At 67.0% G+C, this 24,435-nt stretch carries 20 protein-coding genes and 2 pseudogenes; 3 read left to right on the top strand and 19 right to left on the bottom strand.

The window, feature by feature from the left end; all coding sequences use genetic code 11:
* Positions 1 to 142: 142 nt before the first annotated feature.
* From AB4Y68_RS06925 to AB4Y68_RS06850, 16 genes are all read right to left on the bottom strand, one after another.
* The gene (locus AB4Y68_RS06925; protein WP_441454782.1) at positions 143 to 1,411 is read right to left on the bottom strand and encodes a beta-ketoacyl-[acyl-carrier-protein] synthase family protein; all 1,269 of its coding nucleotides are present in this window, start codon (positions 1,409 to 1,411) and stop codon (positions 143 to 145) included.
* Positions 1,412 to 1,415: 4 nt separating this feature from the next.
* Positions 1,416 to 1,667, bottom strand: a complete 252-nt coding sequence (locus AB4Y68_RS06920; RefSeq protein ID WP_441454781.1) for an acyl carrier protein — start codon at positions 1,665 to 1,667, stop codon at positions 1,416 to 1,418.
* 85 nt (positions 1,668 to 1,752) lie between these two features.
* Positions 1,753 to 2,427, bottom strand: a complete 675-nt coding sequence (locus tag AB4Y68_RS06915) for an ABC transporter ATP-binding protein (protein ID WP_441454780.1) — start codon at positions 2,425 to 2,427, stop codon at positions 1,753 to 1,755.
* A gap of 2 nt (positions 2,428 to 2,429) precedes the next feature.
* Positions 2,430 to 3,761: a TolC family protein gene (locus AB4Y68_RS06910; protein WP_441454779.1), complete on the bottom strand. Its 1,332-nt coding sequence runs from the start codon at positions 3,759 to 3,761 to the stop codon at positions 2,430 to 2,432.
* Positions 3,758 to 4,513 (bottom strand): HlyD family efflux transporter periplasmic adaptor subunit, encoded by a 756-nt coding sequence (locus AB4Y68_RS06905; protein ID WP_441454778.1) that lies wholly within the window; start codon positions 4,511 to 4,513, stop codon positions 3,758 to 3,760. Before AB4Y68_RS06905 ends, AB4Y68_RS06910 begins: the two co-directional genes overlap by 4 nt.
* Before the next feature lie 131 nt (positions 4,514 to 4,644).
* Entirely contained in the window at positions 4,645 to 5,784 is a 1,140-nt protein-coding gene (locus AB4Y68_RS06900) for an ABC transporter permease (protein WP_441454777.1), read from the bottom strand.
* On the bottom strand, positions 5,781 to 6,194 hold the full coding sequence (locus AB4Y68_RS06895) for a hypothetical protein (RefSeq protein ID WP_441454776.1): 414 nt from the start codon (positions 6,192 to 6,194) through the stop codon (positions 5,781 to 5,783). The genes AB4Y68_RS06900 and AB4Y68_RS06895 overlap by 4 nt, the downstream gene beginning before the upstream one ends.
* Positions 6,191 to 7,288: a peptidogalycan biosysnthesis protein gene (locus AB4Y68_RS06890; RefSeq protein WP_441454775.1), complete on the bottom strand. Its 1,098-nt coding sequence runs from the start codon at positions 7,286 to 7,288 to the stop codon at positions 6,191 to 6,193. Before AB4Y68_RS06890 ends, AB4Y68_RS06895 begins: the two co-directional genes overlap by 4 nt.
* A 7-nt stretch (positions 7,289 to 7,295) precedes the next feature.
* A complete protein-coding gene (locus tag AB4Y68_RS06885) occupies positions 7,296 to 9,041 on the bottom strand; it encodes an alpha/beta fold hydrolase (RefSeq protein ID WP_441454774.1) in 1,746 nt (581 codons plus the stop codon).
* Positions 9,042 to 9,055: 14 nt separating this feature from the next.
* On the bottom strand, positions 9,056 to 9,430 hold the full coding sequence (locus tag AB4Y68_RS06880) for a permease (RefSeq protein WP_441454773.1): 375 nt from the start codon (positions 9,428 to 9,430) through the stop codon (positions 9,056 to 9,058).
* Positions 9,427 to 10,359: a hypothetical protein gene (locus tag AB4Y68_RS06875; protein WP_441454772.1), complete on the bottom strand. Its 933-nt coding sequence runs from the start codon at positions 10,357 to 10,359 to the stop codon at positions 9,427 to 9,429. Before AB4Y68_RS06875 ends, AB4Y68_RS06880 begins: the two co-directional genes overlap by 4 nt.
* Positions 10,356 to 11,744, bottom strand: coding sequence for an aspartate aminotransferase family protein (locus AB4Y68_RS06870; protein WP_441454771.1), 1,389 nt, complete (start codon positions 11,742 to 11,744; stop codon positions 10,356 to 10,358). The genes AB4Y68_RS06875 and AB4Y68_RS06870 overlap by 4 nt, the downstream gene beginning before the upstream one ends.
* 14 nt (positions 11,745 to 11,758) lie before the next feature.
* Entirely contained in the window at positions 11,759 to 12,412 is a 654-nt protein-coding gene (locus AB4Y68_RS06865; RefSeq protein WP_441454770.1) for an MtnX-like HAD-IB family phosphatase, read from the bottom strand.
* Between the two features lie 450 nt (positions 12,413 to 12,862).
* Positions 12,863 to 13,915, bottom strand: a complete 1,053-nt coding sequence (locus tag AB4Y68_RS06860; RefSeq protein WP_441454769.1) for a sensor histidine kinase — start codon at positions 13,913 to 13,915, stop codon at positions 12,863 to 12,865.
* 155 nt (positions 13,916 to 14,070) lie between these two features.
* Positions 14,071 to 15,408: a sigma-54-dependent transcriptional regulator gene (locus tag AB4Y68_RS06855; RefSeq protein WP_441454768.1), complete on the bottom strand. Its 1,338-nt coding sequence runs from the start codon at positions 15,406 to 15,408 to the stop codon at positions 14,071 to 14,073.
* Positions 15,408 to 17,186, bottom strand: a complete 1,779-nt coding sequence (locus tag AB4Y68_RS06850; protein WP_441454767.1) for a sensor histidine kinase — start codon at positions 17,184 to 17,186, stop codon at positions 15,408 to 15,410. The genes AB4Y68_RS06855 and AB4Y68_RS06850 overlap by 1 nt, the downstream gene beginning before the upstream one ends.
* Before the next feature lie 287 nt (positions 17,187 to 17,473).
* On the opposite strand from AB4Y68_RS06850, the gene AB4Y68_RS06845 reads away from it, so the two are divergent.
* From AB4Y68_RS06845 to AB4Y68_RS06835, 3 genes are read left to right on the top strand one after another with little or no spacing between them, the layout of a single operon-like run.
* Entirely contained in the window at positions 17,474 to 18,829 is a 1,356-nt protein-coding gene (locus AB4Y68_RS06845) for a dicarboxylate/amino acid:cation symporter (protein WP_441454766.1), read from the top strand.
* Between the two features lie 54 nt (positions 18,830 to 18,883).
* Complete coding sequence (locus AB4Y68_RS06840) at positions 18,884 to 21,958, top strand: TonB-dependent receptor plug domain-containing protein (protein ID WP_441454765.1); 3,075 nt, start codon at positions 18,884 to 18,886, stop codon at positions 21,956 to 21,958.
* Positions 21,959 to 21,972: 14 nt separating this feature from the next.
* A complete protein-coding gene (locus tag AB4Y68_RS06835; protein ID WP_441454764.1) occupies positions 21,973 to 23,310 on the top strand; it encodes a hypothetical protein in 1,338 nt (445 codons plus the stop codon).
* Between the two features lie 65 nt (positions 23,311 to 23,375).
* Here AB4Y68_RS06835 and AB4Y68_RS06830 read toward each other — a convergent pair.
* From AB4Y68_RS06830 to AB4Y68_RS06820, 3 genes and pseudogenes are all read right to left on the bottom strand, one after another.
* Positions 23,376 to 23,564 (bottom strand): annotated as a pseudogene (locus AB4Y68_RS06830) (aldehyde dehydrogenase family protein); the annotation flags it as partial.
* 240 nt (positions 23,565 to 23,804) lie between these two features.
* Entirely contained in the window at positions 23,805 to 24,206 is a 402-nt protein-coding gene (locus AB4Y68_RS06825) for a hypothetical protein (RefSeq protein WP_441454763.1), read from the bottom strand.
* Between the two features lie 91 nt (positions 24,207 to 24,297).
* Positions 24,298 to 24,435: pseudogene (locus AB4Y68_RS06820) on the bottom strand (IS30 family transposase); the annotation flags it as partial.

Below are 24,435 nucleotides of genomic sequence, written 5' to 3'. Positions count from 1 at the left end.
AGGGATGGTTAGCGGGCCTCCCTGTGTAAGGTTGTTGAATGATGGTTTCGTTCTTCAGTCTCACGCCACTTATCGCGGCTTTGGGCTCCAGCTCGGCACCGCTTTATACCGGCTGCCGAGACGACGGCCCGCTTCCGGACCATCAGTTCGCGCGGACTTCTCGGGCCGCGGTCGGACCAGCGAAGACGAGCGACACATTCAGTCCTCCAAATGCGAAGGCGTTCTGCAGCAGAAGACTGCCCTCGTTCAACGGGCGCGCCACACCGATGACGAGATCGAGGTCACAGGCCTCGTCGCGCGCCGTGAAGTTCAGGATCGGCGGGGCGAGACGCTCATTGAGCGCCGTCACGCCCAGAACCGCCTGTAGGGCCGCCGAGCCGCCGATGACGTGGCCATGGGCGCTCTTGGTGGCGATGACCGGCAGGTGACGACCCCGTTCGCCAAAGACCGCCAACAGCGCCAGGGTCTCGGCCGGGTCATTGAGCGGCGTGCCGGTGCCATGGGCCGAGATGAGCACGTCGCCTGTCTCCAGGATGCCGGCTTGGCCACAGGCTTTGCGGATGGCGCGCGCCTGGCCTTCCGGCGAGGGCTGGGTGATGTGGAAGGCGTCCGACGACATGCCGACCCCGACCAGTTCGGCCAGGATCGGGGCGCCGCGCGCCAGGGCATGGTCAAGATCCTCAAGGACAAGTGCCGCGCCGCCCTCGCCGATGACCATGCCGTCGCGGTCGGCGCTGAACGGCCGACAGGTGGTCGGCGACGTGGCACGGATCGCCTCCCAGCACCGCAGGCTGCCTCCGGTCGAGATCGCCTCGCTGCCGCCGACAATCGCCACGTCCGCTAGGTCGGCGAGGATCAGGGCCGCGCCTTGGGCGATGGCGTGAGCCGATGAGGCGCAGGCGCTGGAGACGGCGAACACCGGCCCGTGCACGCCGAACGCCATCGCCGCGGCGCTGACGGCGGCGCTCTGCATGACCCGCGATATGGTCGCCGGATGCACGCGTGTCGATTTCTGACCGAAGAACCGCTCGTAGGCGGCCTCCATGGTTTCCAGCCCGCCGAGACCATGGCCGAACACGATCGCGGTCCGCTCCTCCAGCACCGGGGCCCCGCGCAACCCGGCCTGGTCGAGCGCCTCCAGCGCCGCGGTCAGGGACATACGGGCGAAGGGGTCGAGGGACGTGATGATCGGGCGGCCCAGCCGCTCATCGACATCGGCGTCGTAGCCGTCGGCGACCCGCGCGGCGGGCATTTCGACGGCGGATGGGGCGCTGTCGGGAACCGACGCGGTCTGGAGACGGATGCCGCCCCGTCCGGCAACAGCCGAGGCCCAGTTCTCGGGTAGCGATTTCCCGAGCGCCGATACCGCGCCCATGCCGCTGACGGCGATCCGTCTTGCGCCGAGCGTCATCGGATCAGGCCGCTGCGGCGAGGCGACTCTTGAACAGGTCCAGCATGTCGCCGAGCGTCTTGCACCCGCCGATTTCCTCGCCCTCGAGTTGAACCCCGTAGCGATCCTCGATCTCGAACAGGATGGAGACGACATCAAGGGAATCGATGCCGAGGTCTTCAAGCGGCAGATCCCGCTTGAGCGTGGCTCGGTCTTTCAGAGCCTCCTTGGCGATGATGTCGAAGAACTCGCTGTCTGTGGGCAGGGCTTGAGGCATGATGGCCGCCATCGAAAAGTTGTCGTCGGGAGACGCGTCGGCGTCTGAGCGACGCTGTCACCGGTCCAACGCTCCACACCTCGTTTCAGATGCAAAAAAGTACGCCGTCCTCCATGCGCGCCACCCGGCTTGCATGCGCCATGAGCCGGGGGTCATGGGAAACACAGACAATGGCGGTGCCGTCCTCCTGCGCTGCGGCGCTCAGCATCCGCGCGATCTGGCGGCCGTTTTCGGAATCGAGGGCGGAGGTCGGCTCGTCAGCGAAGATCACCTGCGGGGCCTTGGCCAGCGCGCGCGCGATGGCGACCCGTTGGCATTCACCCCCGGACAGTTCGGCCGGGCGATTGGCGAAGCGGCTGGCCAGGCCCACGCGTTCGAGGGCGTGGCGGGCCCGTTCATAGGCCTCGGCCCGACTCGCGCCCTGTCGTTCGAGCAGGATGCTCACCTGCTCGACGGCGGTAAGGGCCGGCAGCAGATGGAACCCCTGGAAGACGAAGCCGAAGTGGGCGAGGCGGAAATGATCGAATTGGTCGCGAGTGAGCCCGGCCAGATCCTGGCCCAGGACCTCGACGCGCCCCGCGGTCGGCCGCAACAGACCTGAGATGATCGCCAGCAGGGTCGATTTCCCAGAGCCCGATGGTCCCGAGATCACCAGGAACTCGCCTCTGGCCACCGACAGGTCCGTGGGCGTCAGGGCGACGATGCGCGTGACGCCCTGATCGTAGGTCTTCTGGATGCCCGACGCCGCCAGGACCTCCATCCTCAGCCGCCCGTGACCAAGGCCAACTGCAGTTGGGCGATCAGCACCCGAGCCGCCGCCTGGTCGTGATCTTCCATCGCCGCGGCCTGACGATCCTCCAGCAGGGCGAGACCGAGGCCGTCGAGGGTTCCGGCCGTATGGCGAATCCGCCCGCGCCGGACCGCGTCCTGGGCGTCGGCAAGGCCGCCCCGCGCCTGGTCCAGCACCGTCCTGGCGGCGGTCGCATCGACTACGGCCTGGCGCACTTCGGCCCAGCCCTGAACCACGACCTTTCGATAGGCGAGGTCGGCGGCGTCGGCCTCGGCGGTCGCGGCGTCGATCCGGGCGCGCCCGGCCTGTCCGTCAACCAGAGCCTGGGACAAGGTCGCGGCCAGCGCCCAGGCCAGCGACCGAGCATCCAGCAGGTTCACGATGGCGGCGTCGGGAGCGCCCAGCGCGGCGCTGATCATGAACTGAGGTTGGGCAGAGGCGACAGCCTGGGCCCGGCGGGCGTCGGCGGCGGAAAGGCGGGCGAACGCGGCCATGACGTCGGGACGGCGATCGACGACGGCCGAGGAGATGCTCTGGGGAAGCGCCTCGGACGGCGTCGGCAGGCCGCTCCCGCCAGGCGGCGTCCAGGGCTGGGTTTCAGCCAACAGCGCGCCCAGACGGATCTTCTGGCGCTCGACCTCGCTCGTCGCTTCCTGGAGCCGGACCTGGGCATCGACCAGATTGCGACGGTAGGTGGCGACATCCTCGCCGCCGGCGGCGCCTGCCCCCGCGCGCAGGCTGACCAGATCGTAGGCGCGCTGGCTGAGATCGCGGCGTTGACGGGCGGTCTCCGTCGCCGCCTCGGCCCCGCGAAGGGCGACATAGATCCGCGCCGTCTCCTCGCCGACCAACAGCCGAGCCCGCGTCAGGTCGAAGGTCGCGGCCTGGGCGTCTTCCGCGGCGGCGTCGCGGCCCTTGGCCAGTTGGCCCCACAGGTCGATCTCGTAGCTGGCCTCCAGGGACGGAACCGCTCCGGAAGCCGACGACGAGAAGGTGCGCCCGCCAACGGCGGCGTTCGCGCCGATGCCGACCTGCAACGACCCGGCGGCCTTGGCGGCGATCACGTCCGCATGCGCGCGGGCCAACCGCGCCAGAGCGGTCTTTTCATCCAGCGAAGCGGCGTCGACGCGACGCAGCAGATCCCGAAGGACCGGATCGTTCAGGTCCTCGCGCCAGACGGGTTCGCCCGACGGCTTCAGGCGTTCCAGCACCGACGTGCGGGGCGCCCGGTCCGCCGCCGTGATGTGCGCGCAGCCGGCGACGGCGAAGGCCAGGACGACCGGAATGATGGCGTGGGATCTCATGGCGAGAAGCGCACCAGAACCCGCTGCCCGAGCCGTAGGTCGGCGGGCTCGTCCAGTTCAAGCGTCACGGACACCACGCGTGTGTCGGCCTGGGCGCTGGGGTCCTCCAGCGACGGTCCGCCGAAGATGTCGGCGACCCGGATCACGCGGGCGCGATAGTCGCGGCCCTGTTGGAACTCCTTCGTGACCACGGCCGACATCCCGGGCCGGACCCGGTCGGAGAAACTCTCGTCCAATTCGGCGCGAACGACGCGCTGGCCGTTGGGTTCGATGATGAACAGCGGCGTCGAGGCCGCCGCCCAGGCCCCGGAGGCGACAGCGCGGCGCACGACCTTGCCGGCCAGCGGCGCACGGACGATGCGCGCCGTCACCTCGTAGCTGTCGAGCCGCTGCTGCGCCTGGGCCGCCAGGGCCGCCTGCCGCGCCTGGTCATACTCGCCTCGCGCTACCTGAGCGGCGTTGGCGGCCTGGTCGGCGTCCTGACGCGTGGCGGCGTCGGCGGCGGCCAGGCCGGCCAGCCGGGCGGCCTCGCGTTCCATGCCAGCCAGCTTGGCGGCGGCCACCTCTACCTGGGCGCGCTTCTCACCTAGCGCGGCCGTGGTGGCGGCGGCGCTCAATCGCGCCTGAGCGTTGTCCATTTCGGCAAGCGGCTGGGCTAGCGCCACGGTGTCGCCCTCCTGGACGAGGACCCGCCGCACCAGCCCGTCACGCTGGGCCACGACGGTGATCAGTCCGCCTCTGGCCTCGATCACGCCCTTTGCCACAGCCGCGGGCGGCGACGTTTGACCCTTGGCGCTCTCAGGGGGCGACGCGGGGGGGCTGCAGCCGGGCTGGAGCATGATGATCCCCAGCAAGGGCCAGAGGCGAAGGAAGGCGGCTGGGGTCATAGGAGCAACGTGGCCGGATCGGCCTGGCCCACACGGCGCAGGGCGAAGAGGCCTGACCCCAGGGCGACCAGGATCACCAGGGCGGCGGCGATGACCATCATCGGAGCGGACAGGAGGATCGGAACGGCGTTGGCGCGAGCGACCGCGACCATGATCACGGTGAGCAGCGCGGCGACGATCAGGCCGCCACATCCCACCCAGGCGCTCTGCGCCAGGACGATGCGCCGCAGCGCCGACATGGAAAAACCAAGGGCGCGCAACGCGGCATACTCCTTGATCGAGCCGGCCACAGCCGCGCTCAGGGTCTGGCTGGTGATCACGACCGCGACGAGCAGGGCGACCAGACTGCCGAAGACGAAGGCGACGCCGGCCCCTGATTCCGTCAGCCAGTAGCGGGTGGTCCGGCGCGCGAAACTGTCGCTCGTTAAGGCTTCGAAGCCCCGGCCGGCTCCGGCGACATTGAGTGCGCGAGCGACGTTCGGACCGGCCCTGGGGTTGTCGAGCTTGGCGAGGAAGTAGGCGACCTGGTTGTCGGGGCCGGCGGACGGATCGAGCGTTCGCGTGGTGGACAGCGAGGCGATGACGTTGACGCCGCCCAGGCCGCGCAGCCCCTTGGTGCTGCCGACGATGCGGACCCGATGGCCGTTGATCTCGCCGACGTCGCCGACCCTGGCGGCGAACTTCCGCAGGTCGCCCTGATCCACCAGGACGGCGTCGGGTTCCGCGACGCGCGCGCGCAGGTCCGGCGACAGGACATCGGAGAGCGCCATGGCGTTCGGCTGTGTGTCGACGCCGACGATGTAGACATTGACCTCTCCCTTGCGCTGGGTCCGCCATGCGCCGGACCCCCAGAGGAAGGGTTCGACCCTGCGCACATTGGGGTTCATCCAGATGAACGGCTCGGCCTGACCCGCGATTGGCCGTCCGAGATCGAGGCTCTGCACGCCTGGGAAGCCGACCCACAGGTCCGCCGCCGACCGCGTGACATAGACGCTGGAGAGCGAGAAGATGCCCAGGATCAACGCCGCCTGGAGCAACACCAGAAGCCCCGAGAAGGCCACCGCCACGACAGCCGGCGCGAACCTTGGCCAGTCGTAGATCAAGGTCTTCAGCGCCAGTGAGTTTGATCGGATCACGGCCGGGCCTCGCCGCTGCCGATCAGCCAGACCCCGCCCAGGATCGCCATGCCGCCGCCGACCTGCAGGAGGCTGATGGGCTCGTTGAACAGGGTCCAGCTGGCGATGATGACCAGCACGTAGCTGAAGGCCGACAACGGAAAGGCGGCGCTGAGCTTCATTTCCGACAGCACCACCATCCAGGCGACGAAGCTGGCGATTTCCAGGCCCAGCAGCAGGCGCGCCCAGGGCAGGGCGGCGGCCTGCACCAGCCAGGCCTGGCCGAAAGGGATGTGCTTGAGGGCCCTGGCGGTCTGTTCGGCGGCGATCTGGTAGCCAAGGGCCAGCAGCGGCAGGGCGCACCACAGGGCCCATATGGCCCCCCGACGCCGCCAACTCGGTCGATCCGCCTCGCGGCTCCATACGCTCATGAGGCCCGCGCCTCGGCGAGATCGGTGGAGAATAGCGGCGCGACCAGTTGCAGGGCGCCGTTCAGCATCGGGTTGCGATGCCTGAAGTACATCGTTGTCGGCGTCAGCCGGCTGCCCAGCCTGAGCTTGTTCTCGTAGGCCGCCTGTCCGCTCTGATACCGGACGAGGCCACGTTCCAGGCACAGCCGGACATTGGTGAACCAGCTGAGGAAATAGAGGCTGAAGGCCCGCCCTCTGGCCGCGTCCATGCAGAAGAACTTGTCGAGCAGGGTCGCGCCGTCCTGAAGCAGCAGGTTGGCGGCCAGCAACTCGTCTCCCGCGTAGTAGAGGACATAGAAGGCGCGCGTCGGCATCTGCCTGATCACCCCCACGAAGTAGGCCGGGGTGAGGGCCTCGAACTGCATCTCGGCCCGGGCGCGGGTCTCACGGTACAGGTCCATCACCCGGTCCAGCACGCCGTCGAGGCTGGCGCGAACCTCCACCCGCACATGATCGAGGGCGCGCAGCTTGCGGCGCATGTCCTTGCGGGTCCCGGGCGAGAGGCGGCCGAGGTAGGTCTCCAGATCGGGGAAGTCGATATCCAGGTGGGCGACCGGCAACCCGGGGATCGAGCGGTAGCCGACGGACCCGGCGACGCCGTCCCAGAACGGGCGGTCAGGCTCGGGAACATCCTTGACGCCCAGCAGGCCGCAGCCTTCCTCACGGGCTTCCGTCTCAAAGGCGCCGAGCAGCCTGCGCAACATCAGCGCGCGTTCGGCAGCCGACAGCTGGGGGGCGTAGCCGACCGACAGCGTCTCGGTGCAGGGCGATCCGAGGCAGGCGAGATTAAGGGTCAGCGCATGGGGCAGGACCCGCCGGACGCCGTCAGCCAACCGCCGGCCAGCGCCGGTCAGCGTCGTCTCCAGGGCATACGAGGTCAGGAAGCCCGGCGCGACCGCCAGAAGCCGCATCCCGTCTTCCACGAGGACATAGCGCCAGCGAAACCCTTCCAGGCCAGAGGCTTCGACGGCCGCCAGATAGTCGTAGGGCTCCAGCGCGTTCGGAAAGAGCGCATCCCAGCGCGCGGCGCCGATATCCGCGATCGAGGCGACCACCCTGGCGTCAGGCATTGGCGGCCTCCAGGATCGGCTGTTCGGCGACGATCGCGCTCTCGAAGAACGTGGCCGTCATGTCGGCGACCAGCTTCCGTTCCTGATCTATGTGGATCATGTGATAGCTGTCTTCGAGCAGGCGCACCTCGACCAGGCCGCCCAACGCATCGCGCAGACGCCAGGCATTGCGGGGATGGCTCATGTCATCTTCGCGCGCATGCAGGATGAGGGTGGGCGCGCCCACCCGCCGGCCAATGGTCTCGACATGACGTCCCAGCCGATAGAGCTGGTAGAGGGCGCCGAGCGGCATCCGGTCGAGCGCGCCTTCGATGAAGGCGTCCGGCGAGCGCATGGCCCATTCGCGTAACCGCTCGTCCTTGAGGCCGAAGGGCGGCGGCTCGGCGAAGCTGATGTGGCGTATGCCGGGCAGGTTCGCGACCAGTTGGATGATCGGCGCGGCGGCCATGAGCCTCGGCATGTTCCAGCCGTCGTACTCGAAGGTCATCGAGTAGACGGCGACGCCCGCAATCTCGGGATGGTCGGCCGCGAGCCGCAGGCCCAGCGCGCCGCCCGCGCAGATTCCGGCCACGAAGACCTGATCGACTTCGCCGGCCAGTTCGAGATAGGCGGTCCGGGCTGTCTCCAGCCAATCGCGCCAGTCCGTCTTCAGCAGCGTCGCCTGGTCGGCGCCGTGGCCCGCAAGCTGCGGCGCGGAGATCGCGAAGCCTCGCTGGTTAAGCCGCCGGGCGAGCATCTTCATCTCGGCGGGGGCGCCGCTCATGCCGTGGATCAGCAGGACGCCTTTCTCACCCGGCCCCGAGAGCTTGAAGCCGCGATCCTTCACGGGCGCGCCGGTTGCATCTCGATTTGGCTCGCGGTTGTTCTGCGCCAAGAAGCCCAGCGCGTGCGGGGGGGCGATGACGTGGACGCCGGCCGCCTGTTGCTGGGCGGCGATCGCGCGATGCAGGGCGGGCAGCCGGGTCCAGTGAACGGCGGGGCGATAGTGATGCTCGGCGTGGTGGCCGTTGTTGAACCAGGTCAGATTGTAGAGCCGCGCATAGGTCGAAACGCCCCAGGCCAACGGCGTATCCGGATCGCCCCTGAAGTGCTCGTAGTAGCCGTTGAGCTGCGAGAGGCACTCGCCGAGATAGTAGAACGGGATGAGGAACAGCACCGCCTTCCAGCTGATCAAGGCCATGGCGACGACGAACAGGGCGAAACTCCCGATCTCCAGCCGTCCCCAGTCGGCGTCGAATGGGCGGCGCTTTTTCAGGGCCTGGTAGATCGGCTCGCCGCCATCTCGGAAGAAGCCGAGGAAGACATAGCTCCAGACGCTTTCGGGCTGTCCATTGCGACCGTGACGGTAGATCGACAGCCAGTCTCGGGTGGTCCCGTCGGGGCCCGGCCGGTCGCTGTTGCCTTCGTGGTGGCGTAGGTGAACCCAGGTGTAGAAGACCTGAGAGAAGCCGATGGCCACAGACTCCAGCAACGAGAAGGCGTAGTTCAGCGGCTTCCAGCGGAAGTAGGGCGTATGCAGGAAGTTGTGCGAGACGCTGTTGATGTTCCAGCTGATCGCCAGCGCGTAGAGCCCTCCGCACACCAGGTTTTCCCACCAGGGACGCTGATCGAAGCCGGCGACTATCCAGACGACGAAGGCGAGGTGGGCGATCGCCGCCGCGACAGGAACCGCATCCCAGTTGGTCAAGGCGAAGAGCCCCTTGGTCTTGCGGGGCAATCGGAAGTCCGGCGTGACCATGGCTGAGGCTCCTTTCACCCGAGGCCCGACAGGCCGACACAGATAACGCCCAAGGCGACCAATCCGGCGCCGGCCATCTGTTTGCGGGTCAGGGGCTCATGCAGGATCATGGCGCCGGCCAGGGGCACGGCGGCGTAGGTCAGGGTCATGATCGGGTAGGCGATGGTCAGCGGCGCCTTCTCCAGCACCAGCACCCACGCGACCACCTCCACCGCCCAGAACACCAGCCCCAGCCACAACAGCGGATGCAGCGAGAGGCCGATGACATAGCGCGGCGCCTGCTCGGCGCCGTTGGCGGCCCCCTTGAAGCTGAGTTCGCGGCCGACCTCGGTCACGATGCAGAAGCCGAGCAGGGCCAGAACCAGGGGCGTGAGCGGGTGCTCGATCATCGACCCATTTCCGCGAACAGGTCGAGGAGTTCGAGGTTGACCGGTTCGTTGAGGGCCTGGACCGCGGGAGGCGGCGCCCGCCAGGGCTGGTCCATCAGCGCCTCGCCCCGCTTGAGCAGGCTCGCCAGCGCGCCGCCGCCAAAGACCGGCTTGGACCAGTCGCCGACCACGTCCGCGCCGATGATGCGATGATGCTCCGCCAAACCCCGGAGCATCTGGCGAAGGAAGGCGACGCTGGTGCAACCCTGATCCCAGTTCGTGGCGGCTTCGTCGGCGCGCAGCACGTCCTTGTCGATCGTGATGTAGATGGCCTCGGTCGCGATGCGGCCGGCCATGAAGCGGGTGAAGTCCTCTTCGCCCATCGACAGGATGCTCGGCCATTCGCGACCGCAGAGCTTCAGGGTCTCCGCGCCGCGCGGGGCCACGTAGGGATAGAGTTCCAGGCGATCCTCAACGAGCAGGTCAAGGTCGGCTTCGGCGGCGCGAGGGCGGTCGATGTCGATGCTGCAGACGCCGATCGTCACCACCTTGGCCACGCCCGGCATGCGGGCTGCGCGGCCCACCCAGGAACCGCAGTGCAGGCCCGGCCCGAACTTGACCCAGTCCGGGTGGTTGTCGAAATGCACCAGCGTGACCAGGCCGTCGTCGGCGGTCTCGACGGCGCGGGCCAGCAGGATAGGCGTGACATGATGAAAATCGCCGGAGCCGGCGAAAACGGCCACGGGACCAAGGCTCGTTGGCAGGTCGCGGCTCAGGCGTTGGCGCAGGCGGTCCAGCGGCTCTGGCCGGCTCCACAGGCGCAGGGCTGGGCCCAAATCCCGATAGTCGAGGTCTGATCCCCGCTGGTCCAGAACCTCGCGCCGCAGGGCCTGCTGGGGCCTGAGCGCCTCGTCCAGATGCAACAGCGCGCCCGCGCATCGCCCTCTCACGGCTCGACGCAGCGGCGCAGCAGCGCGTCGAGCAGTTTCAGGGCGAGATCGATCTCCTCGCGGCTGATCTCCAGCGACGGCGCCAGGGTGATGACGTTCTTGTAGTAGCCGCCGATATCCAGGATCAGGCCGTAGCGCTTTCCATCGACCTCCAGATCGCCCCTCATGCCCTCTTCGGCCATGCGGTCGAGCAGGGCTTTGCTGGGCGTGAAGCCATCCGCCTCGCAGATCTCGGCCCGCAGCGCCAGGCCCAGGCCATCGACGTCGCCGATCTGGGGCCAGCGGCGTTGCAGCGCCTGGAGCCCCTCCAGGAAGTAGGCGCCTTTCTCGGCGACCTTGGTCTCATAGTCGTCCTCGGCCATCATCCGCATGGCCTCCAGGCCCACGGCGGTTCCCATCGGATTGGCGTTGAAGGTCGAATGGGTGGAGCCGGGCGGAAAGATCTCCGGGCTGATCAGCGCTTCGCGCGCCCACAGCCCCGACAGCGGATTGAGCCCGTTGGTCAGGGCCTTGCCGAACACCAGCACATCCGGTTGGACGCCGAAGTGCTCGATGGACCACAGTTTTCCGGTCCGATAGAAGCCCATCTGGACCTCGTCGACCACCAGCAGAATGCCGTAGCGGTCGAGGACCTTCTTCAGCTCGACGAAGAAGTTGCGCGGGGGTACGACATAACCGCCGGTGCCCTGGATCGGCTCGACATAGAAGGCTGCGAACTCCGCCTGGCCGGTCTTGGTGTCGAGCACGCCGTTGTATTCGGTCTCGAACAGACGCGCGAATTTCTTTACGCATTCAAGGCCATACTCTTCCTTGCTCATCCCCTTGGGGCCCCGGAAGTGGTACGGAAACTCGATGAACTGCGCCCGATCGCCGAAATGCCCGAAGCGGCGGCGATAGCGGTAGGACGAGGTGATCGCCGACGCGCCCAGGGTGCGGCCGTGATAGCCGCCCTCGAACGCGAACATCAGGCTCCTGCCGCCGCAGGCGTTGCGCACCAGCTTCAGGGAGTCGTCGATCGCCTGGGCGCCGCCGACATTGAAATGGACGCGGCCCTTGGTCCCGAACCGGGCCTCGGCGCCCTGGGCGATCATCGCCGCCAGTTCGATCTTCTCGCGGTGCAGGTACTGCGAGGCGACCTGCGGCAGCCGGTCGAGCTGTCGGTGAGCGGCGGCGTTCAGGCGCGGGTTGCGATAACCGAAGTTGACCGCCGAGTACCACATCTGCAGGTCCAGATACGCGCCCCCCTCGGCGTCGTACATGAAGGAGCCTTCGCAGGACTCGAAGAACTTCGGCTCGGGCAGATAGTGGACGGTGTCTCCCCAGGAGCAGTATTCCGCCTCAAGGCGACGCAACTCGATCTCGTCGGCAGGCATGGCGTCGTACATGCAAAGCTCCTGGATCAAGCGTCGGCCCTAACGCGGGGCTGGGCCAGCAGGCCGCTCAGTGTGGCGGTCACGTCGTGGAACGTGTCGAAGGCGATAAAGGTCCAACCGCGTTCGGTCGCGTATTCCGCGAGTTGGCCCTTTGCGAACAGGATGTCGGCGCGGGTCGAGACGCAGTAGTCCGAGCGGCCATCGCCGATGAAAACCAACCGGGTCTTCGCCGATGGCGCGGACGCGGCGACGGCGGCGCATTTGCAGACGCCTGATCCCGCCGCGCATCCCTCACGTCGCCAGGGTTGCTTCAGCTTGCGGCCTGTCAGGCCGTTGGCGACTAGCGGCAGGTGATCGAAGCCGTGGCGGGCCAGGATCCGGTGGATGAAGTAGTCGACCCCGTCGCTGACGACGCCAACGGGCAGGGCGTTGGCCGCGCAGAAGGCGATGAAGGCGGGAAAGCCGGGATCGAGGTCAACCTGATCCAGAACGGCGTCGAGAACGCCGTCGTCGGCGGGGAGCAACGCGATCTGCTGTCGCATGCATTCGGCCGCCGTGATGTCTCCGGCCACCCAGCGCGCTTCGAGCGTCCGCCACTCAGGGTCGGCCAGAGCCTCGAGCATCTGGTCGGTCGTGTCGGTCGTGGTGATGGTGCCGTCGAAGTCGCATATGATCCGCATGCATCCATCCCTGGCTGGAGGCGGCCGGAAAGCGCCTCGGCCCGGCGTCCCAGCGGAAAGATCGCCGCGCCTTGATCGGCCACGGTCGCTTCCGGAGACGCCTTTTGGTTTGGTCAACCGGGGCTATGGTTAAGGGGGGAGGGAGCGCATCCGTTCCAAACAGATGGAGCCAAGGTCCTTCTCGAAGACAGTATTCTGACCTGCGCGACCTTCGAGGTCGTCCGGCCAAGAATCGGCCCCATCGACTTCAGGCGGCCTAATGATCCTGGCCGAGGCGGCCCTGCAGCCCTTCAATCCAGGCATCCAGCGTCCCGAGCAAGCTGTGAAAGCCGAGGACCAGCGCCGCTCATCCGGCTGAGTAGTCATGACCAGTTCTGGCGCATTGGTGACCTGCGCCGAGGGTATCGATCTGAGGGGCGGAGCAGTCGGTAGGGGGCTGGCAAACAGCGCCTAGATGGCTCGCAACAGCGCCGGTTCGCTTTCAGTTTTACGATGCCGGACAGAGACGCTCGTGCCGGGCGCGAGGTCCTTCACGGTGATCGACGCCCCGAGTTGATTGGCCAAGGCCTTCACGATGGCCGTTCCCAAACCCGGGTCCGACGCGCCCGGGCTCTTCGGCATGCCGACGCCGTCATCCGAAATCGTCAGATCCCAGCCCTCGGCTCGCGACTGATAGTCAACGCTCACGAGACCCTTCCGCCCCTTGGGAAAAGCGTGCTTCAAGGCGTTGATCACCAGCTCGGTGACGATGAGGCCGATGCTGACCGAGACCTCGGCGTCCACGGCGCTGCCGTCGCCGCTCACCTCGATCCGCAACTGCTCATGGTCGGCGATCATGGACGCGCCGATGCTGCGACACAGCTGTGTCAGATAGGGTTTGAGGGCCACATCCCCCGCCTGGGTCAGGGAAAGCTGACGCTGGACCTCGGCCACGGACAATACGCGATTGTGAGCCTCCGTCAGATGAGCGCGGCTCTCGACCGAGTCTACTTTTCGGGCGGACTGAAGCAGGACGCTGGCGATGATCTGGAGGCTGTTGGCGACACGGTGCTGAACCTCCTGGAGCAGGATCTCTTTCTGCCTGACCAGATCGTCCATCTTCCTTTGGGCCGCGTTGGATGCGGTGACGTCCACGATGGTCAGCAACAGCCGCACCGGCATGGCGTCGGAGAACGGCAGCCGCTCGGCGTTGAGGCGCAGGCTACGCGGGGCGGCGCCCTCAACGGGCATCTCCAGCTGATAGTCGGCGACTTCAGCGTTGCCCGAGCCCACGGCGCCCAATAGCGAGCGCAGCCGAGGGAGATTCCATTCGCCGCCGCCAAGGGAGAAGATCGAGCGCCCTCGAACGGCGTCGTTGTGAAGTCCGAACTCCTGAAGGAACGACTCGCTGGCCGCGACGACGTTGAACTGTTCGTCCATGAGAAGCAGCGGCGCGCGGGACACCGAAATGACCGCCAGGGCCAAGGCGGCGCCGACTTCTGTATCGTGAAATGCGGGAGCCATAGGCTTCCCTTTCCGATCCCGTCGCGACGTCCAGATTGGAAATCAAGCCTCGGGTGTTTAGACGCGCCGAGACGTCCCTGGAACACCGTAGCATGAGCGGGCGCAAACCCGTCATTGAAGATGGTGATGTTCTTCGACCATCATTTCTACGGTCTCTAGCGACGGAAATCCGCCGGCTTGAGACCATGACGCTTGAGCTTGTCGTAGAGGGTTTTTCGGGGGATCTTCAGCTGGCGCAGCGCTTCCGCGACATCGCCGTCCAGGGCTTCAAGGGTGTCGTGAAGGATGCGGCCCTCGAAGTGGGCCACGCGCTCGGCAAGCCCGCTGCCGGGATCGCCGACCATTTCGTCATGACTTTCGAGGCCGAGGGCGAAGCGTTGGGCGAAGTGGGACAGTTCGCGGATATTGCCCGGCCAGGCGGATTCCAGCAGGCGTGACCGGACAGCGTCGGTGATCGGCGGGACCAGACCGTCGGCCCGGATCTGGGCGCGGGCAAGCAGGTTGGCGAAGAGCAGGGGGATGTCCTCGCGACGTTCTCTCAATGGCGGCATGCGCAGGCGCACGGCGTTAAGGCGGTAATAGAGGTCCTCGCGCACGCGTCCATGAGCGACAGCTTCGCCCAGGTCGCCGGTCGATGAGGCCAGGACACGCAGATCCACGACACGCGGCGCGTCGGAGCCGATGGGGTGGATTTCGCGCTCTTCGAGGACGCGCAGCATCTTGACCTGAACCGACAGGGGCATGTTGTCGACGGCGTCCAGAAAGAGCGAGCCGTTGTGCGCCCGCTCGACGTGGCCGACGCGGCGGCGCATGGCCCCGGCGAAGGCCCCCAGTTCATGGCCGAACAACTCGCTCTCGATCAGCCCCTCGGGCAGGGCGCCGCAGTTCACCGCGACGAAGGGCTGGGGGCGGCGTCGACCGCCATAGTGCAGGGCGCGCGCGACGGCTTCCTTGCCCACGCCCGTCTCGCCCTCGATCAGGACGTCCATGCGGGCGTCGGCGATCTGGGCGATGGTGGCGCGCAAGCGCCGGATTGCGCGGCTCTCGCCCAGCAGCGGCAGCTCCAACCCGGCCTCGGACGACAGGGCCGTCAGGCGTCGGTTGTCGAGGACCAGCGACCGCTTCTCCAGCGCCCGGTTCAGGCTTTCGTGCAGGCGCTCGAAAGCGAAGGGCTTGGCCACGAAGTCGTAGGCGCCGGCGGTCATCGCGGCGACGGCTTCGGCGATGTCGCCATGACCCGTGATCAGGATGACGGGCAGGGCGGGATCCAGCGCCTGAAGCCGGGTCAGCAGTTGTCGTCCGTCCATGCCGGGCATCCGCAGGTCGGTCACGACGACGCCCGGAAAATCAGCATCGATTTCGGCCATGGCGGCCTCTGCGGATCGGAAGGCGTGAACGGTCAGGTTCTCGAGTTCCAGCCGTTCGATCAGAGCGGTGCGGAAGTCATCGTCGTCTTCGACCAGAGCGACGGCGTCGAGGCGCGGAAAGTCCATCAGGCGCTCCTCAGGGCGACGACGAAAGCGGCGCCGCTTTCGCTCGGGCGCAGATCCAGCTCGCCGTTGAAAGCGGCGACGATGTCGCGACTGATGACGAGGCCGAGGCCCAGGCCGGTCGCCTTGCTGGTGACGAAGGGCGTGAAGAGCTGTTCGCGGATCGCTTCGGACACGCCGGGGCCGTTGTCGGCGATGGTCAGCTCCACCTTGCCGCCCCGACGCAGGATGGACAGGGTGATAGCGGCGTTCGGCGTGCCTTCCAGCGCTTCCACTGCATTCTGGATCAGGTTGACGATGACCTGCTCCAGCCTGAAGCGGTCCGCCATGACGACAGTGTCTTCGCCCTTGTTGCGGATCAGACGGACGCCGGCCTGACGCACCCGCCCGCCCAATAGTAGAAGAGCGCCGTCGATCGCTTCGGTCAGGGAGACGACCGTCAGGCCGGGCTCGCTCTTGCGGGAGAAGGCGTGCAGTTCCCGGGTGATGGCGCCGATGCGCGCGGTCAGGTCGCCGATGCGACCCAAGGCGCGGGCGGCCTTGGGACCTTGATCTCGTTCCAGGTAGGCGGCGGCGGATTCGGCCTGGGTACGGATGGCGGCGACGGGCTGGTTGATCTCATGCGCCACGCCGGCGGCGATCTGGCCCAGCGCCGCCAGCTTGCCGGCTTGCACCAGTTCGTCCCGCAGGGCTTCGCGGCTGGCCTCGGCGCGCATCCGTTCCTCGATCTGGCGGTTCAGGGCCTCGTTGGCCTCGCTGAGGTCGCGGGTGCGCTCGGCGATCCGTCGTTCCAGATCGTGGCGGGCGGCTTCGGCCGCCCGCTGGCGCGCGGCGGCCTGCTGGCGACGACGCAGCAGAACGGCCACGACGCCGAAGAAGAGGGTGATGATCAGGGCAGCCAGGGCGCGGGCGTTGGCGACCGCCGCATTGATGGCCCCGCGGGTGGACGTCAGCAGGTGCAAGGTCCAGCCGGGCGTCGCGGTCTTGGACGAGGCGTGCATCCAGTGGCCGGGGGTTCCATCTATCGTCGCATTGATCAGCTGAGGCCGGCCGGTCTGCGGGGTTTGAAAGGCCAACGGCGTCAGGGCGCCGTGGCCCAGCGTCTGGTCGGCTAGGGTCAGCTTGCGGCTGTCGGCGTCCAGCGGGCGCAGGGTGCGGAAACGCCAGGCCGGAACACTGGTGATCAGGATCACGCCGCCGGGGTCCGTGACATAGGCGGGCTCTCCCGACGCGCGCCATTCAGCCTCAAGAGCGTCGAACTCGACCTTGACCACCACTACGCCCAGGCCGCGTCCGCTTCGATCCGAGACCCGCCGCGCCAGGAACATGCCGGGCTTTCCGCTGACGGTGCCCAGGGCGAAGAACTCGGCGGCCCCGTCGCGCATGGCCTTGATGAAGTAGGGACGGAAACCGTAGTCGGCGCCCACGAAGCTGACCGGCTGGCGCCAGTTGCTGGCCGCGCGGGTTATGCCGTCGGCGTCGATGACATAGATGGCGGACGCCCGCGTCTGATCCGCGAGGGCTTCCAGCCGGTCATTCAGGTCTGCTGTGTCTGATCCGGTGTGAGCCATCAGAAGGCGCGCGACGTCGGCGTCGGTCGCCATGGCCGGCGGAAGAGACCGGTACTTCTCAAGCTCGCTGCGCAGGACGGCGGCGTGAAGCGCGGCGGCGCTTTCAGACTGGCGCGCCAGCGCGGCCTGCGCGCTGCGGCGCGCTGTCTCGCCCGCTCCGTAGGCGCCAAGCGAACCCAGCAGCAGCCAGGTCAGACACAGGACTAGCAAGGCTCGGCGGCTGTTGAGCTGTGGCGTTGGAATGGAAGAGAGCGCCGGATCGGTCATCTCTCATGTGTGCGACATTTCGCACAAATGCACCACAAAGATGGGTGGTTTTCGGCACATTTGACCTGGCATCGGTCGACGAATTTAACATAATATATTTAAAATCAAATAGTTGCCTCCTTTCTTGAGTCGGGTTGGAGGGCGAGGATCTGTCGATCAAACTGGGCTTCAAGCGTGACGCAGATCGCGCGGAGGAAGTCGCGAGCCGCGCTCGCTGTCAGGAGCATCACTTGATCCCCATCGCGTCCGCGCCGACGACGGCTGTCCGTCGCCCCTTCTATCGGCATCTGTATTTTCAGGTCCTGATCGCCATCGCGCTTGGCGGCGCCATCGGCCATTTCTGGCCTGACTTCGGCAAGGACCTGAAACCGCTGGGCGACGGCTTCATCAAACTGGTGAAGATGGTCATCGCCCCGGTGATCTTCCTGACCATCGTCACGGGCATCGCCGGGATGCGCGACATCGGCCGGGTCGGTCGGGTGGCCGCCAAGGCGTTCGGCTATTTCCTGGTCTTCTCGACGCTGGCCCTGATCGTAGGCCTGATCGTCGCCAATGTGGTGCAGCCGGGCCGCGGCCTGAACATCGATCCCGCCACCCTGGATGCGGGGGCGGTGTCGCAGTACGCCCAGGCCGCGCATGAGACCACTATCGTCGGCTTCCTGACTGGCATCATTCCGGACACGGTCGTCAGCGCCTTCTCGACCGGCAACATCCTGCAGGTCCTGTTCGTCTCGATCCTGTTCGGCATCGCCCTGGCCCTGATCGGCGATCTGGGCAAGCCGGTGCTGACCTTCCTGGAATCGGTCAGCGCGGCCTTCTTCAAGCTGGTCGCCATTCTGATGAAGGCCGCGCCCATCGGCGCCTTCGGGGCCTTCGCCTTCACCATCGGCGCCTATGGCATCGCCTCGGTCGCCAACCTGTTCGCCCTGATCGCCACCTTCTATCTGACGGCGATCATCTTCGTCGTCGGCGTGCTGGGCCTAGTGGCGATCGCCAACGGCTTCAATATCCTGAAGCTGATCCGCTACCTGAAGGACGAACTGCTGCTGGTGCTGGGCACCTCCAGCTCCGAAGCGGCCCTGCCGAGCCTGATCGCCAAGATGGAGCGGGCGGGCGCGTCGAAGTCGGTCGTCGGTCTGGTCGTGCCGACCGGCTATTCGTTCAATCTGGACGGCACCAACATCTATATGACGATGGCGGCCCTGTTCATCGCCCAGGCGCTGAATATCGACCTCAGCCTGCAGGACCAGATCCTGCTGCTGCTGGTGGCCATGCTGTCGTCCAAGGGCGCGGCCGGGATCACGGGCGCAGGCTTCATCACCCTGGCGGCGACGCTGTCGGTGGTGCCCACCGTGCCTGTCGCCGGCATGGCCCTGATCCTCGGCATCGACCGCTTCATGAGCGAATGCCGGGCCCTGACCAACTTCATCGGCAATGCGGTGGCGACCATCGTCGTCGCCCGCTGGGAGGGCGAACTGGATCGCGACGCCTTGAAGGCCGCGTTGAACGGCGACCCGTCGCCCCTGGCCGCGGCGCCCGATCCGGCCGCAGGGCCCGGCGACGACACGGCCGTCGTCGAAGACTGACCGCAGAAACTCAAGAAACGGAACGCCGGAAACGGCGACAAGGGAGTAAACATAATGATCAAGCTGAAGCAGGCGCTGTTCGCCAGCGCCGCCACGACCGTGGTGCTCGGCCTGGCCGGGACGGCCTGGGCTCAGGAGGCGTCTACGCCTTCGCGCGCTCCGTCGAATGAAGACGCCACCACGGTCGACGAGATCGTTGTTGTCGGCTCGCAGATCCGCGGCGCCAGCACCACCGCCGCTCTGCCGGTCGTCGTCATGGACGCCGAGGAGATCGCAGCGACCGGCGCCTCCAGCGGCGACGAACTGCTGCGCACCATCCCGCAGATGGGCGACGTGCTGTTCGACAGCGCCAACAACCCCCAGACCTCGAACTCGGCGCGCGGCGACGTGAACTCGGTCAACCTGCGCTCGCTGGGCGTCGGCAACACCCTGGTGCTGCTGAACGGTCGCCGCATGGTTCAACACCCCACCAGTCAGGGTACGTCGGACACGGGCACGGTGCCGGTCCTGAGCTACAACTCCAACGCCATCCCCGTGTCGGGTCTCCAGCGTCTGGAGGTCCTGCTGGACGGCGCAGCCGCCATCTACGGCGCCGACGCCGTGGCGGGCGTGGTCAATACGGTGCTCAAGAACGACTTTGACGGGCTGAAGCTCGAGGCACGCTACGGCGGCGCCGAAAGCACCGGCCTGCGCGAGTTCGAGACCAACCTCTTCGCCGGCAAGAATTTCGACCGGGGCAATGTCTCGCTGTTCCTGAACTACACCGACCGCACCATGCTCATGGCGGCGGATCAGGACTTCACCCGTTCCGACGACCTGCGCGCCTTCTTCTCGGGCTTCGCAGGCTACGAGACCTCGGCTGTGCCGGATGGTCGTTCGTCGCATTCGCCCTGGGCGCAGCTGAGCATTCCCGCCACTACCGCAGCCCTGCGTCCGACGTCGAACGGGGTGATCCTGACGACGGCGGCGGGGGCCTTCCACGTCCAGCCGCAAAGCTTCGGCTGCGGCGCCGGCGTGACCGTGCCCTCGGGCCTGTGCCTCACCAACGGCACGGTCGCCTACACCGGCGTCAACCGCGAGATGCGCTTCGACACTCGGCACGGCACCTCGGTGCGTCCGTCGGTCGAGCGCGCCAACCTGTTCCTGACGGGGCATTACGATCTGCCGTCCGGCATCACGGCTTTCGGTGAAGTCGGCTACTACGCCGCCCAGAGCCGGGCGATTCAGCCGGCCGTCGTGAACCTGAACAAGCTCTGGATCCCCGCCTCCAACTACTACAACCCCTTTGGCCCGATCACCTTCGCGGATGGGAGCGTCAACCCGAACCGCCTGCCCAACCTGACCAATGTTCCGGCGGCTGGCCTGCCGGTCTATCTGGGCAACTACCGCTTCGTGGACACGGGCTACCAGGAGGTGAAGGTCAACAACTACCAGGCCCGCCTGTTGGGCGGCCTGCGCGGCGAATGGCGCGGCTTCGACTGGGAGACAGCTCTGGTCTATTCCGAGGCCGAGGCCGAGGACATCTCGCCCAACATCAACATGACCAAGCTGCAGCAGCAGATGGCCCTGTCGACGCCTGACGCCTACAATCCCTTCAGCGGCGGTTGCGTGGACACGCCCAGCTGGGGCGACTGCACGCCGTCGTCCAAGGCGGCGACCGACGCCATCTTGTTCGACATGAAACGGGTGTCGCGCACGACCCTGAGCATGGCCGATTTCAAGCTGTCGCGCGGCGATCTGTTCAACCTGCCAGGCGGCCCTGTCGGCATCGCCCTGGGCGCGGAAATCCGCCGCGAGACGCAGCGCGACGACCGTGACGCCAACCTGGACGGCACCTTCACCTTCACCGACATGGTGTCGGGCGAGAAGAACCTGTCGAACGTCTCGGCGGTCAGCCCGAACCCGGACACCAAGGGCTCGCGCGACGTGGCGGGGGCCTTCATCGAGTTCGCCCTGCCGCTGGTCTCGCCCGAGATGAACATCCCGCTGGTTCACAGCCTGGATATGCAGCTTGCGGGTCGCTACGAGCACTATTCGGACTTCGGCGACGTGGCCAAGCCCAAGGTCGCCGTCGCCTGGGACATCGTCGATGGCCTGCGGGTGCGCGCCTCCTATTCCCAGGGCTTCCGCGCGCCGAACCTGGAGCAGGTGAACGCCTCCCAGTATGCGCGTCTGGCCAGCGCCCCGGACTTCATCCGCTGCGAGGCCGACATCCGTCGCGGCACGATCAAGAACATGAGCCAGTGCGCCCGCACGGCCAGCGTCTCCCTGCTGATCGCCGGCAACCCGGACCTCAAGCCGGAAGAGAGCACCAACCAGTCCTACGGCCTGGTGTTCCAGCCGCGCTTCGTCCCGGTGGAGTGGGGCGACTTCACCTTCACCGTCGACCGCTGGAAGATCGAGCAGACCGACATCGTCGGCCTGCTGGGCGCCCAGTCGGCGCTGGCTGTCGAATACATGAACCGCGTGCAGGGCGGGACCAATCCTCTGGTCGTTCGCGCTGCAGCGAACGCCGACGATGAGGCCCTGTTCGACGGCACGGGCCTGACGCCGGTCGGCCAGGCGCTGTCGGTCAGCGATCAGTTCATCAACCTGCTGCCGCAAACGGTCGAGGGGCTGGACCTGAGCTTCAACTGGCGCAAGCGCCGCACCGCCCTGGGGTCATTCAACTTCCGCCTGAACGCGACCAAGATGCTCCAGTTCTCGCGCGCGCCCGGCGACATCGTCGACAGCCTATATGAGGCTCGCAAACAGGGGATCATCGATCCGCTGACGCCGCTGCCCGACTCGACCCAGCTGATCGCCCAGAACGGCCGCCCGGAGTGGAAGGTCTCGGCCAACCTCACCTGGAACAAGGGACCCTGGCGCGCCGGTCTGTCGACTCAATATGTCAGTGAGATCGAACAGAGCAGCCTGCTCAGCAGCACGGGCACGCCCTGGATCGTTGGCTCGCAGATGGTCGCCAACGCCTATGGCCAGTACGACTTCGACGCGGTCGACACCACGCTCCGCGTTGGCGTGCGCGACCTGACCGACGAGGGGCCTTCGCTGGCTGACGGCGGCTATCGCGGCACGGTGCATCAGCCCTACGGCCGCTACTGGTACGTCAACGTCTCCAAGACGTTCTGACGCAAGAGACGGGGATGGCGATGACGATGCGACGCGGATTGAAATGGCCGGCCTTGCTCGGGGCGGCGTGCGTATTCGCTCCGGCTTCGGCGCTGGCCCAGACCGCGCCCGCGCCGTCGTCGCCGTCCCCTGCCCAGGCCGTCTGTCCCGACACCCTTCCACAGCGGGCGCACTGCTGGTCGGGACGGGCGGCCAAGGGCGGCTACTACTGGATCGCCGTGCCAGAGAACTGGAACGGCGCGCTGATCGTCCACGCCCACGGCGGTCCGCGCACCGGCGAGCCCAAGCAGGACGATCCGCTGGAGGACCTCAACCGGTTCTCGATGACGGTGAAGGAGGGCTTCGCCTGGGCCGGCTCGACCTACCGGCGCGGCGGCTACGGCGCACGCATGGCGGCCGAGGACACTGACGACCTGCGCCAGATCTTCTGGGACGCGTTCGGGCGGCCGCGCCGCACCCTGCTGCACGGTCAGTCCTGGGGCGGCAACGTCGCCGCCAAGGCCGCCGAGCTCTACGCCCGCGACGCCGAGGGCCAGGTGGTCTGGGACGGCGTCGTCCTGACCAATGGGGTCCTGGCCGGCGGGACCGAGGCCTACAGGTTCCGCGCCGATCTGCGCGCCGTCTATCAGTACTATTGCCAGAACCATCCGAAGCCCGACGAGGCCCAGTATCCGATCTGGCAGGGCCTGCCCGAGGGCGTTCGCATGAACCGCGCCCAGTTGGCCGAGCGGGTCAAGACCTGCACCGGCGTCGGTCTGCCCGAGGCCGAGCGTTCGCCCGAACAGAAGCAGCGGCTGGCCGATATTCTCAACGTGGTCGGCGTTCAGGAGGACCAACTGGTCGCCCATCTCGCCTGGGGCACCTTCCTGTTTCAGGATCTGGTGCAGCGTCGGCTGGACGGGCTGAACCCCTTCTCCAATGTCGACACCGTCTATGCCGGTTCGCACGACGACGCGGCCCTGAACGCCGGGGTGCAGCGGTTCGCCGCCGACCCAATGGCCGTGGCGCGTCTGGCCTACGACGCCGACCTGTCGGGCCTGATCGTGGCGCCGACCGTGACCATTCACGGCAAGTACGACCCCACCGCCTTCGTCTGGCATGAGGCGGTCTATCGCGAGCGCGTCGCCGCCGCTGGGCGCTCTGAACTGCTGGTCCAGACCTTCACCGACGAGGCCGAGCACAGCGCCCTGAGCGCGCCGGAATACGTGGCCGTCTTTGAAGCCCTGATGGTGTGGCTGGACCAGGGCGTTAAACCGGACGCCCGCTCCGTGGCGGCGCTCTGCGAAACCGCGCGATCCCGTTACAAGACGGCCTGTCTGTTCGACGAGGACTTTGCTCCGATCAGACCCTGATGACGTCAGGTGTGCGGCCCTGAGCCACGGCGGCAGGACCAGGGAGGGCGAGCCTGGTCTGGCTCCTAACCCGCCGAGTAGCTGGTCTTGATCTGGGTGTAGAACTCCACCGCGGCGAAGCCCTGTTCGCGGGGGCCGTAGGAGGACTTCTTCGAGCCGCCGAAGGGCACGTGGTAGTCCACCCCGGCGGTGGCCAGGTTGACCATGGTCATGCCGGCGCGGGCGTTCCTCTGGAAGTCGCGGGCGTGTTTCAGTTTGGCGACATGGTCTAGCGGCCCGCCGACCCGATGTGAACCTTCAAGACGGCATTTCTTGCGGTGAGATTTGTCCGCAATGGGGGGCGAGCTCAACTGATCGTTGCCCGCTCTCCGCTATAATGACCAAGGCGGTGAGGCTGGCGGCGACCAGGAACGCCACGCGCAGATTGCCGGACCATCGCGGTTCGGGCGCGGCCCATAGAGGGCTTCCGTTGTCGTGTTGCATCGGGGATGGTGTCATCGCTCGCGATTAGGAACGATGGTATCGCCGTGCGTCCTGATCCGCCTCCCAATACGGCAGGCGTAGCGGCCATCTCGGATCTCCAACTCAACAGCAGAGCCATTCGGGATATCGTGAATTGTTGTCGCGTCACCTTGCTCGACAACAAGGTGTCCGGGGCTGCCGAAATTGCAATGCCCGGCCTCTGTCTGGTGGAAACGGCAACTAAGCGTTCCTCTCTCGGTGCGCAGCATCCATGCGCCAACAAGCAGCCTATTCGGAAATCTCTCTGTATGAGCTGGCGCCGAGATGGCGACTGGGCACGGAACCTGTCCGGCCGCTTCGGCAGGGACGTAGGTCCAGGGCAGGTCGGGCACGACCGTCGCTTGGGCGGCCAAGGCCATGACGATCGTCAGCATTGAATTTCCTCATGCGTCGTGCGTCGGCGCGCGAGACGCCGCGCACAGTCATAACGTCTAATATCCCCAATGTCCGCAATGGGTGGTGGGCTCAACTGATCGCTGCAACACACGCAGCGAAGGTCTCCGCTGGCGTCCGATAGAGCAAGGTCTTTCTTGGCCGTTCGTTGAGCTGGCGTGCGATGGCGCTGAGCTGGGCCTGGCTGTGGAGGGACAGGTCGGTTCCGTG

Source organism: Brevundimonas sp. 2YAF1, from assembly GCF_052114745.1.
Classification (GTDB): Bacteria; Pseudomonadota; Alphaproteobacteria; order Caulobacterales; family Caulobacteraceae; genus Brevundimonas.
The sequence above is the reverse complement of the archived record's forward strand: the minus strand, read 5'-3'. Positions and strand labels throughout refer to the sequence as shown.

Coding starts and splice junctions, on each gene's coding strand:
- AB4Y68_RS06925 (WP_441454782.1), bottom strand. CDS start 1,411: ATGACGCTCGGCGCAAGACGGATCGCCGTCAGCGGCATGGGCGCGGTA.
- AB4Y68_RS06920 (WP_441454781.1), bottom strand. CDS start 1,667: ATGCCTCAAGCCCTGCCCACAGACAGCGAGTTCTTCGACATCATCGCC.
- AB4Y68_RS06915 (WP_441454780.1), bottom strand. CDS start 2,427: ATGGAGGTCCTGGCGGCGTCGGGCATCCAGAAGACCTACGATCAGGGC.
- AB4Y68_RS06910 (WP_441454779.1), bottom strand. CDS start 3,761: ATGAGATCCCACGCCATCATTCCGGTCGTCCTGGCCTTCGCCGTCGCC.
- AB4Y68_RS06895 (WP_441454776.1), bottom strand. CDS start 6,194: ATGAGCGTATGGAGCCGCGAGGCGGATCGACCGAGTTGGCGGCGTCGG.
- AB4Y68_RS06885 (WP_441454774.1), bottom strand. CDS start 9,041: ATGGTCACGCCGGACTTCCGATTGCCCCGCAAGACCAAGGGGCTCTTC.
- AB4Y68_RS06880 (WP_441454773.1), bottom strand. CDS start 9,430: ATGATCGAGCACCCGCTCACGCCCCTGGTTCTGGCCCTGCTCGGCTTC.
- AB4Y68_RS06870 (WP_441454771.1), bottom strand. CDS start 11,744: ATGTACGACGCCATGCCTGCCGACGAGATCGAGTTGCGTCGCCTTGAG.
- AB4Y68_RS06865 (WP_441454770.1), bottom strand. CDS start 12,412: ATGCGGATCATATGCGACTTCGACGGCACCATCACCACGACCGACACG.
- AB4Y68_RS06860 (WP_441454769.1), bottom strand. CDS start 13,915: ATGGCTCCCGCATTTCACGATACAGAAGTCGGCGCCGCCTTGGCCCTG.
- AB4Y68_RS06855 (WP_441454768.1), bottom strand. CDS start 15,408: ATGGACTTTCCGCGCCTCGACGCCGTCGCTCTGGTCGAAGACGACGAT.
- AB4Y68_RS06840 (WP_441454765.1), top strand. CDS start 18,884: ATGATCAAGCTGAAGCAGGCGCTGTTCGCCAGCGCCGCCACGACCGTG.
- AB4Y68_RS06835 (WP_441454764.1), top strand. CDS start 21,973: ATGGCGATGACGATGCGACGCGGATTGAAATGGCCGGCCTTGCTCGGG.
- AB4Y68_RS06825 (WP_441454763.1), bottom strand. CDS start 24,206: ATGCTGACGATCGTCATGGCCTTGGCCGCCCAAGCGACGGTCGTGCCC.